General features: G+C 42.1%; 10 protein-coding genes and 2 rRNA genes. 3 read left to right on the top strand and 9 right to left on the bottom strand.

The window, feature by feature from the left end:
* Positions 1-59: 59 nt before the first annotated feature.
* The 3 genes from L8T27_RS00935 to L8T27_RS00925 all read right to left on the bottom strand — a co-directional run bounded on the left by L8T27_RS00935 (position 60) and on the right by L8T27_RS00925 (position 5,290).
* A 23S ribosomal RNA gene (locus tag L8T27_RS00935) occupies positions 60-2,994 on the bottom strand.
* A 236-nt stretch (positions 2,995-3,230) separates the two neighbouring features.
* Positions 3,231-4,779, bottom strand: a 16S ribosomal RNA gene (locus tag L8T27_RS00930).
* The 16S and 23S rRNA genes sit together here, the layout of an rRNA operon.
* A gap of 277 nt (positions 4,780-5,056) precedes the next feature.
* On the bottom strand, positions 5,057-5,290 hold the full coding sequence (locus L8T27_RS00925) for a hypothetical protein (protein WP_233318738.1): 234 nt from the start codon (positions 5,288-5,290) through the stop codon (positions 5,057-5,059).
* A 219-nt stretch (positions 5,291-5,509) separates the two neighbouring features.
* On the opposite strand from L8T27_RS00925, the gene pdaB reads away from it, so the two are divergent.
* Both pdaB and gerD read left to right on the top strand, forming a co-directional pair.
* Entirely contained in the window at positions 5,510-6,259 is a 750-nt protein-coding gene (gene pdaB, locus L8T27_RS00920; protein ID WP_233318736.1) for a polysaccharide deacetylase family sporulation protein PdaB, read from the top strand.
* A 168-nt stretch (positions 6,260-6,427) separates the two neighbouring features.
* Positions 6,428-7,000 (top strand): spore germination lipoprotein GerD, encoded by a 573-nt coding sequence (gene gerD / locus L8T27_RS00915; protein ID WP_233318734.1) that lies wholly within the window; start codon positions 6,428-6,430, stop codon positions 6,998-7,000.
* Positions 7,001-7,048: 48 nt separating this feature from the next.
* Here gerD and L8T27_RS00910 read toward each other — a convergent pair whose 3' ends face one another.
* The 3 genes from L8T27_RS00910 to L8T27_RS00900 form a co-directional block, all read right to left on the bottom strand.
* Entirely contained in the window at positions 7,049-8,089 is a 1,041-nt protein-coding gene (locus L8T27_RS00910) for an Mrp/NBP35 family ATP-binding protein (protein WP_233318745.1), read from the bottom strand.
* A gap of 123 nt (positions 8,090-8,212) precedes the next feature.
* A complete protein-coding gene (gene cwlD, locus L8T27_RS00905; protein ID WP_233318732.1) occupies positions 8,213-8,929 on the bottom strand; it encodes an N-acetylmuramoyl-L-alanine amidase CwlD in 717 nt (238 codons plus the stop codon).
* A gap of 109 nt (positions 8,930-9,038) precedes the next feature.
* Positions 9,039-9,479: a DUF2521 family protein gene (locus L8T27_RS00900; RefSeq protein ID WP_233318730.1), complete on the bottom strand. Its 441-nt coding sequence runs from the start codon at positions 9,477-9,479 to the stop codon at positions 9,039-9,041.
* Between the two features lie 180 nt (positions 9,480-9,659).
* Here L8T27_RS00900 and L8T27_RS00895 point away from each other — a divergent pair, with 180 nt between their 5' ends.
* Positions 9,660-9,911 carry a sigma-G-dependent sporulation-specific acid-soluble spore protein CsgA gene (locus L8T27_RS00895; RefSeq protein WP_233318728.1) on the top strand — a complete coding sequence of 84 codons (252 nt, stop codon included), beginning with the start codon at positions 9,660-9,662 and terminating at the stop codon, positions 9,909-9,911.
* A 58-nt stretch (positions 9,912-9,969) separates the two neighbouring features.
* Here L8T27_RS00895 and L8T27_RS00890 read toward each other — a convergent pair whose 3' ends face one another.
* The 3 genes from L8T27_RS00890 to L8T27_RS00880 form a co-directional block, all read right to left on the bottom strand.
* On the bottom strand, positions 9,970-10,740 hold the full coding sequence (locus tag L8T27_RS00890; RefSeq protein WP_233318726.1) for a TraR/DksA C4-type zinc finger protein: 771 nt from the start codon (positions 10,738-10,740) through the stop codon (positions 9,970-9,972).
* Positions 10,741-10,861: 121 nt separating this feature from the next.
* Positions 10,862-12,337 carry a PH domain-containing protein gene (locus L8T27_RS00885; protein WP_237940546.1) on the bottom strand — a complete coding sequence of 492 codons (1,476 nt, stop codon included), beginning with the start codon at positions 12,335-12,337 and terminating at the stop codon, positions 10,862-10,864.
* Positions 12,334-12,828: a PH domain-containing protein gene (locus L8T27_RS00880; protein WP_233318723.1), complete on the bottom strand. Its 495-nt coding sequence runs from the start codon at positions 12,826-12,828 to the stop codon at positions 12,334-12,336. The genes L8T27_RS00885 and L8T27_RS00880 overlap by 4 nt, the downstream gene beginning before the upstream one ends.
* Positions 12,829-12,964 lie beyond the last annotated feature (136 nt).

The raw sequence follows: 12,964 nt of genomic DNA, 5'->3' as shown, positions 1-12,964 counted from the left end.
GGTTTTTATTCCCTGAAAACTAGATTATGTTGTAAGAAGAAAGAATGAGTAATCATTTATTAGTTAAGTCCTCGATCTATTAGTATTTGTCAGCTCCACGTGTCACCACGCTTCCACCTCAAACCTATCAACCTGATCATCTTTCAGGGATCTTACTAGCTTACGCTATGGGAAATCTCATCTTGAGGGGGGCTTCATGCTTAGATGCTTTCAGCACTTATCCCTTCCGCACATAGCTACCCAGCTATGCCTTTGGCAAGACAACTGGTACACCAGCGGTGCGTCCATCCCGGTCCTCTCGTACTAAGGACAGCTCCTCTCAAATTTCCTACGCCCACGACGGATAGGGACCGAACTGTCTCACGACGTTCTGAACCCAGCTCGCGTACCGCTTTAATGGGCGAACAGCCCAACCCTTGGGACCGACTACAGCCCCAGGATGCGATGAGCCGACATCGAGGTGCCAAACCTCCCCGTCGATGTGGACTCTTGGGGGAGATAAGCCTGTTATCCCCGGGGTAGCTTTTATCCGTTGAGCGATGGCCCTTCCATGCGGAACCACCGGATCACTAAGCCCGACTTTCGTCCCTGCTCGACTTGTAGGTCTCGCAGTCAAGCTCCCTTGTGCCTTTACACTCTACGAATGATTTCCAACCATTCTGAGGGAACCTTTGGGCGCCTCCGTTACTTTTTAGGAGGCGACCGCCCCAGTCAAACTGCCCACCTGACACTGTCTCCCACCCCGATAAGGGGTGCGGGTTAGAATGTCAATACAGCCAGGGTAGTATCCCACCAATGCCTCCACCGAAGCTGGCGCTCCGGCTTCCAAGGCTCCTACCTATCCTGTACAAGCTGTACCAAAATTCAATATCAGGCTACAGTAAAGCTCCACGGGGTCTTTCCGTCCTGTCGCGGGTAACCTGCATCTTCACAGGTACTATAATTTCACCGAGTCTCTCGTTGAGACAGTGCCCAGATCGTTACACCTTTCGTGCGGGTCGGAACTTACCCGACAAGGAATTTCGCTACCTTAGGACCGTTATAGTTACGGCCGCCGTTTACTGGGGCTTCAATTCAGAGCTTCGCGCGAACGCTAACCCCTCCTCTTAACCTTCCAGCACCGGGCAGGTGTCAGCCCCTATACTTCGCCTTACGGCTTCGCAGAGACCTGTGTTTTTGCTAAACAGTCGCCTGGGCCTATTCACTGCGGCTCTCTCGGGCTTGCACCCAAAAGAGCACCCCTTCTCCCGAAGTTACGGGGTCATTTTGCCGAGTTCCTTAACGAGAGTTCTCTCGCTCACCTTAGGATTCTCTCCTCGCCTACCTGTGTCGGTTTGCGGTACGGGCACCTTGAATCTCGCTAGAGGCTTTTCTTGGCAGTGTGGAATCAGGAACTTCGGTACTATATTTCCCTCGCCGTCACAGCTCCGCCTTCACGGTAATGGGATTTGCCTCATTACCAGCCTAACTGCTTGGACGTGCTAATCCAACAGCACGCTTACCCTATCCTCCTGCGTCCCCCCATCGCTCAAACGATTCATAAGGTGGTACAGGAATATCAACCTGTTGTCCATCGCCTACGCTCTTCAGCCTCGGCTTAGGTCCCGACTAACCCTGAGTGGACGAGCCTTCCTCAGGAAACCTTAGGCATTCGGTGGATGAGATTCTCACTCATCTTTCGCTACTCATACCGGCATTCTCACTTCTAAGCGCTCCACCAGTCCTTACGGTCTAGCTTCAACGCCCTTAGAACGCTCTCCTACCACTGACATCGTAGATGTCAATCCACAGCTTCGGTGATACGTTTAGCCCCGGTACATTTTCGGCGCAGAGTCACTCGACCAGTGAGCTATTACGCACTCTTTAAATGGTGGCTGCTTCTAAGCCAACATCCTGGTTGTCTAAGCAACTCCACATCCTTTTCCACTTAACGTATACTTTGGGACCTTAGCTGGTGGTCTGGGCTGTTTCCCTCTTGACTACGGATCTTATCACTCGCAGTCTGACTCCCAAGGATAAGTATTTGGCATTCGGAGTTTGTCTGAATTCGGTAACCCGATGGGGGCCCCTAGTCCAAACAGTGCTCTACCTCCAATACTCTTACCTTGAGGCTAGCCCTAAAGCTATTTCGGAGAGAACCAGCTATCTCCAAGTTCGATTGGAATTTCTCCGCTACCCACACCTCATCCCCGCACTTTTCAACGTGCGTGGGTTCGGGCCTCCATCCAGTGTTACCTGGACTTCACCCTGGACATGGGTAGATCACCTGGTTTCGGGTCTACGACCACATACTATTACGCCCTATTCAGACTCGCTTTCGCTGCGGCTCCGTCTCTTCAACTTAACCTCGCATGTAATCGTAACTCGCCGGTTCATTCTACAAAAGGCACGCTATCACCCATTAATGGGCTCTAACTACTTGTAGGCACACGGTTTCAGGATCTATTTCACTCCCCTTCCGGGGTGCTTTTCACCTTTCCCTCACGGTACTGGTTCACTATCGGTCACTAGGGAGTATTTAGCCTTGGGAGATGGTCCTCCCTGCTTCCGACGGGATTTCACGTGTCCCGCCGTACTCAGGATCCACTCAGGAGGGAACGAAGTTTCGACTACAGGGTTTTTACCTTCTATGACTGGCCTTTCCAGACCTATTCATCTACCCCGTTCCTTTGTAACTCCATGTAGAGTGTCCTACAACCCCAAGAGGCAAGCCTCTTGGTTTGGGCTAATCCCGTTTCGCTCGCCGCTACTCAGGGAATCGCGTTTGCTTTCTCTTCCTCCGGGTACTTAGATGTTTCAGTTCCCCGGGTCTGCCTTCTGTTACTCTATGTATTCAAGTAACGATACTATCCCATTACGGATAGTGGGTTCCCCCATTCGGAAATCTCCGGATCAAAGCTTACTTACAGCTCCCCGAAGCATATCGGTGTTAGTACCGTCCTTCATCGGCTCCTAGTGCCAAGGCATCCACCGTGCGCCCTTTCTAACTTAACTTGTTTCGGCTAAAGATGTTACTCTTTACCCTGAAATTCTTCTATTAAATAGAGAATCTAAGATGGCGATTACTCGGTTTCTTTCTTGGTTCTTACTATTCATAATCTAGTTTTCAAGGAACAAATTCGGCTAATGATGTTAATCATTACCCTGATGTTTTGAGGAATTGCTCCCTCAAAACTGAACAACAAAATCATCAACAATCTGTGAATGGAACGAATTCCATTTTTCCTTAGAAAGGAGGTGATCCAGCCGCACCTTCCGATACGGCTACCTTGTTACGACTTCACCCCAATCATCTATCCCACCTTAGGCGGCTGGCTCCTAAAAGGTTACCCCACCGACTTCGGGTGTTACAAACTCTCGTGGTGTGACGGGCGGTGTGTACAAGGCCCGGGAACGTATTCACCGCGGCATGCTGATCCGCGATTACTAGCGATTCCAGCTTCATGTAGGCGAGTTGCAGCCTACAATCCGAACTGAGAATGGTTTTATGGGATTGGCTCGACCTCGCGGTTTTGCTGCCCTTTGTACCATCCATTGTAGCACGTGTGTAGCCCAGGTCATAAGGGGCATGATGATTTGACGTCATCCCCACCTTCCTCCGGTTTGTCACCGGCAGTCACCTTAGAGTGCCCAACTAAATGCTGGCAACTAAGATCAAGGGTTGCGCTCGTTGCGGGACTTAACCCAACATCTCACGACACGAGCTGACGACAACCATGCACCACCTGTCATCCTGTCCCCCGAAGGGGAACGTCCTATCTCTAGGATTGTCAGGAGATGTCAAGACCTGGTAAGGTTCTTCGCGTTGCTTCGAATTAAACCACATGCTCCACCGCTTGTGCGGGCCCCCGTCAATTCCTTTGAGTTTCAGCCTTGCGGCCGTACTCCCCAGGCGGAGTGCTTAATGCGTTTGCTGCAGCACTAAAGGGCGGAAACCCTCTAACACTTAGCACTCATCGTTTACGGCGTGGACTACCAGGGTATCTAATCCTGTTTGCTCCCCACGCTTTCGCGCCTCAGCGTCAGTTACAGACCAAAGAGTCGCCTTCGCCACTGGTGTTCCTCCACATCTCTACGCATTTCACCGCTACACGTGGAATTCCACTCTTCTCTTCTGCACTCAAGTCCCCCAGTTTCCAATGACCCTCCACGGTTGAGCCGTGGGCTTTCACATCAGACTTAAAGGACCGCCTGCGCGCGCTTTACGCCCAATAATTCCGGACAACGCTTGCCACCTACGTATTACCGCGGCTGCTGGCACGTAGTTAGCCGTGGCTTTCTGGTTAGGTACCGTCAAGGTACGAGCAGTTACTCTCGTACTTGTTCTTCCCTAACAACAGAGTTTTACGATCCGAAAACCTTCATCACTCACGCGGCGTTGCTCCGTCAGACTTTCGTCCATTGCGGAAGATTCCCTACTGCTGCCTCCCGTAGGAGTCTGGGCCGTGTCTCAGTCCCAGTGTGGCCGATCACCCTCTCAGGTCGGCTACGCATCGTCGCCTTGGTGAGCCGTTACCTCACCAACTAGCTAATGCGCCGCGGGCCCATCTGTAAGTGACAGCGTAAACCGTCTTTCAGCTTTTCTACATGAGTAGAAAAGGATTATCCGGTATTAGCTCCGGTTTCCCGAAGTTATCCCAGTCTTACAGGCAGGTTGCCCACGTGTTACTCACCCGTCCGCCGCTAACTTAAAAAGCAAGCTTTTTAAGTCCGCTCGACTTGCATGTATTAGGCACGCCGCCAGCGTTCGTCCTGAGCCAGGATCAAACTCTCCGATAAAGAGTAAGATTAGCTCATTTGCTAAACTCTAGCTTTTTGTTACTTTGTTTTCATTTTTATAACGCAAGTTATAAAAACGATTATTGTTGACGTTTTGTTTGTTCAGTTTTCAAAGAGCAATTTCATGCCGCTCTCTCAAGCGACTTTATCAATTTAACATAACCAAAACTCATTGTCAAATATTTTTTAACTTTTTTATTTTGGTGTTTTTTGTCGAAGTGACGTTTATTAATATAGCAAGTTATCTAAACTTCGTCAACAACTATTTAGAAGTTTTTCATATTTTTTCATCCAGGTACTTATTATCCTTAATGATATAATTCATACACTCTTTTGGAGAAGCAACTCTTTTGAACAATGAAAAAAGGTCTTTATACCTTTCTACCATTGATTTCTTGACAACAATATCAATTCTTTCATCACCTAGATCCAACAATATTTCGTCTAATTCCCGTTTAATCAAATACTCTATTTCCTTCACTTCTCTTTGCGTTAATAGTAGTCCTACCATATGGCTCCTCCTTGATGTACTTGTGTGAAATTTTATTATTCCTATATACAGCCACTGCAATCTAGGAGAGATGATATCCATCATCAACAAATATAATGGCACTTTGTCTCAGTATTATTGCCATCTTATATTTTTTTATGAATAAACTTTTTTTGTTATTTTCATTTCTTTCTCTGCATAGGATGAACCAAGCAGTAAATTGGACGAGGTGAGCTTAGTATGAATAACTTTTATGTACTTAATGGCAAAAGGTTGAAGCAGTTAACATTAATCGTTGTCGTATCTTTCTTTACCGCTTGGTTCTTGTATATGGAAAACATTGTACAAGTCCCTGTCTTTTCATCAAAGGATGGACCTAAAGCAGTTTATAAAGGAGAAAAGGGTATTGCATTGACATTCAACATCGGATGGGGCGATGAAAAAGCTGAGCCGATATTGGATATATTAAAAAAAGAGAAAGTGACCGCTACCTTTTTTCTCGCTGGTTCTTGGGCTGAAAGACATCCTGACCTCATCGCAAGAATCGTTAAGGAAGGCCATGAAATTGGTATCCTCGGCTATGACTATGTTGATTATTCCGATGTAAAAGAAGAAAAGATTAATCAAGATGTTTCAAAAGCAAAAACAGCATTTGAAAAACTGAAAGTGGAGAATATCTCCTTATTCAGAGCACCAACAGGGCATTTTGACCAAAAGGCTTTAACCATCACAAACAGGTACAACTACACACTTGTTCATTGGAGTGTTGATTCTAAAGATTGGACAAATCCAGGAACCGAACAAATTGTTAAAAACGTTGCTCCGGCAAAAAAAGGAGATATTGTATTGCTTCATGCATCAGATTCAGCTAAGCAGACAGCTAACGCACTGCCAGCGATAATCGACAATCTCAAAGACAAAAACTTGAAGTTCGTTTCTGTAACAGAAATGCTTTCAAACGCTGACTCAAGTTCAAAAGAAGTGAATTAATTCCCATAACATAAAGGTCCTTGATGATTTATTTCATTAAGGGCCTTTATCATTATCCCCTATTCCCGGCAAAACATATCCTGCAAACTTGAAATCGAAAGGAATAATAAATAAAAAACAAAGCATCCTAATGAACAGGGATATTTCCTTTTGAAAGGAGCAGCTGCAATGTTCAAAAAATACAGCATCGTCCTGCTTTTATCTCTTTCCATTTTAAGCGGATGTTCAGCCGGCGAGTCTGCGCAACAGATGGACTATGACCAAACCAAAAAAATGGTAGTAGATATACTAAAAACCGATGACGGAAAAAAAGCAATACGTGATGTTATTGGGGATGAAGAAATTAAGGAAAATCTCGTAATGAATGAAGAGGCTGTAACAAAGACCATTGAATCTACTTTAGTTTCTGATAAAGCAGCTAAGTTTTGGACAGAGAAATTTAAAGATCCGGAATTTGCAGAAACAATGGCAAAAAGCCTGAAAACAGAGAATGAGAAATTACTCAAAGACTTGATGAAGGATCCAGATTATCGAAAGATGATGGTCGAACTACTGCAAGACCCGGCAATTGAATCAGACTTGAAAAATGTGTTAAAAAGCACAGAATATCGAGAACATCTAATGCAGGTTATGCAGGAATCAATGGATACACCTGAATTCAAGAAAAAGTTTCAGGAAATGCTCGACAAAGCAGCTAAAGAGGCAGCCTCTAACTTTAATACTAAATCCTTTAAAATCTAGTCAAAATAAGAAAGCAGGGAATCCCCTGCTTTCTTTTATTTAGGCTTCTTATTTTCCTACCTTTTGAATGACCTTCTCTGCAATCTTTATATAGATATCGCCTATTACATGTTCCTGCCCATAAACAGAAGGGGCAAAATCATTTTTATCCCAATCAGGCTGACCTAACGGAAGCTGTCCCAACATGGAGGTTTGCAAATCCTCTGCCAACTTCTTGCCCCCGCCTTGTCCAAACACATATTCCTTTTCTCCTGTTAATTTACTCTCAAAGTAGGACATATTTTCAATAACACCTAATATCTCATGTTCCGTTTTTATTGCCATTGCTCCCGCTCTAGCTGCTACAAATGCTGCAGTAGGATGTGGAGTTGTTACAATTATTTCTTTGCTAGAAGGTAGCATCGTATGTACATCTAAAGCTATATCACCTGTTCCAGGTGGCAAGTCTAGAATGAGATAATCTAAATCTCCCCACTCCACTTCTTGCAAAAAGCTTGTCAGCATTTTCCCGAGCATAGGTCCTCTCCAAATGATTGGGGCATTATCCTCAACAAAGAAACCCATAGAAATGACCTGTACTCCTAAACGCTCTACAGGTATAATTCGATCATTTACCACTTCCGGTCTCTTCGTTATTCCCATCATATCAGGAACACTAAATCCATATATATCTGCATCTAGAAGCCCAACCTTTTTTCCAAGCCTTGCCATAGAAACAGCCAAGTTGACAGAAACAGTTGATTTACCAACCCCTCCCTTTCCGCTGGCCACAGCAATATATGTAGGGGAATTCTTATTTTCCATCTCAGCATGTTCTGCTTGTATCTCCCGGACTAGGGCACTTGAAAGTTCAGTGAATCGCATACCAACAGTCTGCACCCCATTTTGTTTAAGTATGCTGACAACTTCCTGCTGCAATTCCATTTGTGCAGGAGATCCCATTTCCGCAACTGCTAACTTAATGCTGACATGTGACTTTTCTGCATCCCATTTTAAATCCTTTATGGAATTCAATTCTAACAATGTCTTATGTAAAAAAGGATCTGTTATCTGTTCTATCATGCGTTCAATCGCTTCTGCGTTTAAAATGACAATCCCCTCCTCTTTTTAGTAAGTATAACATAGAAAATGATAACCTTTACATATTTCAGATTCTCCCTTTATATTTCCCAGGAATTACGGGAGAAAAGAATAAGGAGAATCAGCCTATAGCTATTCCCCTTTAATTGCATCCTCGTTAGAAAAATATCGATTAACACCTTTATAGATGGATGCAGCTATTTTATTTTGGTACTCCTTATCCATTAAGTTCTTTTTCTCTGCAGGATTGGATAGAAAACCAATTTCCACTAAAGCACCTGGCTTTTTGGCATACTTTAAAATATAAACACTGTTTAGTGGCTTTGCTTTTCTTGTTGTGTTTTCCAGGTTATCAATCAGCTCATCTTGAATAAACTTTGCGGCAATCTCATTATCCTCCAGCTGTGGGGAAAAGAAGGTTTGTGCTCCGCTCCATTTAGAGGACGGAATGGCATTCAGATGTATACTTAAAAACAAATCAGCATCTGAGGAATTAATCATATTGAGCCTTTCCTTCAGGTCTGCTACCTTCCGATTGCGATATCCCTTTACATCATCCCCTGCTAAATCCTTATCTTCCTCTCTAGTCATTATAACTAGCGCGCCTTGTTCTTGAAGATAATCGCGGATTTTTAAGGATACATCCAAAGCAACATCTTTCTCTAACACTTCCTCATCACCCGCTCCACCATCTGGGCCACCATGACCAGGATCAATGACAATAATTTTCCCGGTTAAAGGCAAATTCCAAGCGTCCCATGAGTCATCATCTGAAAAGTCAAATTGCAAGATGAAAAAAAGAAGGATGAGTCCCACTGCAAATATACTGATTTTAAGTTTTTTATTCACTGTCCTAGTCAATCCCTCCTGCTGCTCGTCCTTATGCTAAATATATGGGACAAGGAGGCAATTTAGAACAAACCAGAAAAAAATCAAGCGGTGTGCGCACCGCCTGATTTTAATGAAGTCTAAGTTTTTTTCTTTTAATTGCTTTATTAAAACCCTCTAACCACCATGCATTTACGAATTGTTCACAAAGATAGTATAGCGATTCATTTTTACTGCTTTCTTCACTTCCCCAGTAGAGGAGAAAATGAAATAATGTATCCTTTAAATGTTTATCTTCTTCTAAGCATCTATTTTTAATAGTGGGGATATCTTCACCCCATGCGCTGAACTTGCTAAAGTTTGCCCCTAACAAAAATGCTTCAATAGCTACATCATAACAAGCCTCTTCCATACCTTCGTTCATAATAACGCTTGATGTCAATTGAGATGAGCCAAAATAACGAGCAACCTTTTCTTTTAAATCCTTTACAGAAAGCTCTTTAAGAACAGATCTTTCATATTTTATTTGTTTTTCTCTTTTTTTTAAATCGAAGTTCATAATAACTGTCACTGATTTCACCTCTTGAAAATAGTTTTTAACTAATCGAGAGGAGCAATTCAAGGATAAGGCTAATTTCCATATCCAAATAATATGGATGTTTCTATATATGGAAAAATGTAAGACGGATAATAAAAATCAAGAGAATAACCCATAATAATATAGAAAAAATGATAAGTATGAGGTGCTTAAATGAATCAGTCATTAGCCTATGTAAGAGAAGTTTTATCTCTGTATACAGACCGTTCAGATACTGGAAAAAGCATTTACAGCAAAATGATGAAGGGTCATTATAAATCAGAAGAAGCATTTGTCCGCGAATTATCCGAAGAAGAAAGTAGCTTCTTAAATCAAGTATTAGAAGAGGAAATACAGCATGCTAAAAACGAGCAAGACTCCAAAAGGGCTCACCACCTAAACGACATATATGAACTGTTGTTTTAAACAAAAAGGTCAGGCTGCGCACTAGATATAAATCTAGATGTGTGCCTGACCTTTCTTATTAGCGTTCTCTGCCATCCTCATCTTCAACATAAGGATCATGCTCATATGCAGGCAAATCTCCGAAGCTCGTCATGATTCCTTCTTCATCTAAGCTCTGCTCATATCTTTTATGCTGCTGATTAGGATATACCGTGATATTTTTTCCCTCTATATCAACACCTACAAAATTTTCATACTCCTCTACGTACCCAACATTTTCATAAGAATCAATGGAGAGATCATTATAATGATCAAATACAGGATGAACAAAGTCAGATGGAGTCTCTGACGTACCAAAGCTCTCAACATCCTGCCAGGAATCCTCCGCATCATATGCAACTGTTTCATCCTGTTCATCCATGTCAAACTTTCCAAATGGAGGCATAAGCACACCTTCCTCTACCGGCCGCTCGTGTGAAACAACTTGGTCCGGGGTATGCTCAATGCAATATCTTGCTGTTGGAAGAGCTTCAAGTCTTTCAAGAGGAATTTCCTTTCCACATTCTTCACATTTTCCATATGTTCCATTTTCAATTGCCTTTAACGCATTTACAACACCAGCATATTCAAATCTATAATGCTCATTTAAGGCAATATCCTTTTCTCTTTCATATAACTCGGTGCCCTCATCTCCTGGGTGATTATCATAACTCGATAATTCCCCAACCGAATCATGTGCATGACTGCGGATTAAACCTAAGTGATCATTTATATCATATCTTTCTTCTATGTCTTGTTTTTCATTTTCTAACAGTGATTGGAATTCATTAAGTTGTTGTTTAGTCAGCATGAGATTTTTCCTTTCATTAAATCTTTTGCCTTATTAGTATGAACGAAAAAAACAAGAACATTGAAGGAAATATGTACTTGTATACACTTCATTGATTGGGGAACGATAGGAAAAGATGTCACTACTGCTTATCAATGCGAATTTCCTTTGTCCGCATCCTATACCAATAATAAAAGCCAGCAGCTGCTTCATACGGAATATCCGATATTTCAGTATGTACAATTGGCTTTGAACGGTTGACAATATCAATTGTCGCTAAACCAAATCGCTTTTGCCAACGGGACTGTCCTACTTCAATCTCGATTACTTTATTTCTTTTTGTGAGAAATAAGGACGTTTGGAAGCTGCCTGTTTTCATCTGGATATATTCATCCTTTACTATATAGCGGCTGTTCACGAAGTCCAGAGTTCGTAATAGATAAACAAACAGCAATACGGCAAACGATGCATACCATAAACCTGGTTTAAAAATACATAGAGCAATTAATGATATAATCCATAAATAGCTCGGTCTTAACAACCTTGCTGCTAGCGCGTTCTTCGGCAGGCTAGTCATTTTTGAATGAATTTTGTACTCAGGCAATAATTCATGAACAATTTCATATGCTTTCTCTATCGGCAAAAACGGATAAAGAGAGTTTGTCTTTAAATCTTCTTCCCCTGTCTCCCCTGCACTGACTAACTTGACCTCTGCAAGTTTCAGGATTCTTTTCAAAGGCGATTGGATCACTTCAATTGCTTGCACCTTCTCTTTTAAGATAGAAAATGCAACCTCATCCACAAGTCCTTTTCTAATATAAATTCTATTGCTGTCAGATAATATTTGGTATTTTCCATATCTCCAGTACGTGGAGATTACACCATAAGCAACTGCAGCTATTGTAAAAAGAAACAGCAGTATAGCGATCATCCACCAGTATCTCATAATGCTGCTAAACCAATCCCCCATTTTATTTGTAACAGGGAAAACATCTTCTACATTGGAATAGATAGAAAAAACAACAGGAATTAGTGCAAAAAAACTAAATGATGTAAAGGATGCCTTTAAGACATCTTTTTTTGACGCTATAAAGTGAATCTGTCTGTCATTTGTTTTCTCCACCGTATATTCTATGTTATCCTCAGCCGCTTCATCAGGTACATCCATATACTCAGTTGAAGCTATAGTCTCCAGCCAATCTGCTTCCTTTCGAGAGACAGCAGGCAGTGCAATCGAACCATTATCCCCTGACTCACCAGTTTCCATAGTAATGGAAGAGATATTAAATAACTTATGGATAACAGTAGTGCGTCTTTGAATATTTTGTATCTTATTTAAGTAAATAACCCGCTCTGATTTTTTTATGACACCCGATATAATATGAATAGCTTCATCTTTCACTGTATAACGGTAGAAGCACCAATCAAAGATTATATAAACAATGGCAATAAGTATAAATACTGCAAATAAATACTGTAAAGCTATCCAAACCTTATTGTCTGTGCCAAAATGGATGACATAAAGAAAGAAAATAAATATTATATTGGTTTTAACCAATGTAATGAGGTCCAGCAGCATTTTTACCGGATGCAGCCTTACTGTTCTCCCTTCCATCATTCCACTTCCTTTATTTTTGCATAATGTGCTATCTGATCCCTTAGTTCTCGTGCTTCTTCTTGCGGTATAGCTGGTATTTTATGACTGCTGCCCATTGTGCCGACAGAGATGGAATACAGCTCGTATTTTCTTAATAATGGCCCTTGAATAAGTTCAACAGATTGTACCTTTGTCATCGGAATGAGTTGATGCTGTTTATTCCAGATACCTGATTTCAATTGAATGAACTCTTCATCCACATCATAACGCCAATATTTTTGCTTTAATGACGGTTCAAGAATAATCCCCCAAATTGCGGATAATACTGTTAGCCCAAGAAGCCCAATTATTATCCAGCCTATCCAGTACTTCCAATCAAAATAAACATCTAAATAATATACTATGCCAAGTACAACTAGAATTCCCCCATTTAGGAGAGCTTCCGATATCCGCCACACTTTCATTGCCTTTTCAGAAATACATCTATTCGGTTCCTCAATTTTTGTATACATTCTTCATTCACCTCCAAGCCTTGTAATTGTTATACGGGTGAAAAGCCAGATTAGTTTCTACTATTTCCAAAAAACGTTATTATTTAAGTATTTTTATTCAAAGAAATTAGTAGTTAAAAATAGGCCAATAGGTTCT

It is taken from the genome of Niallia sp. Man26 (genome assembly GCF_022049065.2).
GTDB lineage: Bacteria > Bacillota > Bacilli > Bacillales > Cytobacillaceae > Niallia.
This window is presented reverse-complemented; position numbering and strand designations above follow the sequence as displayed.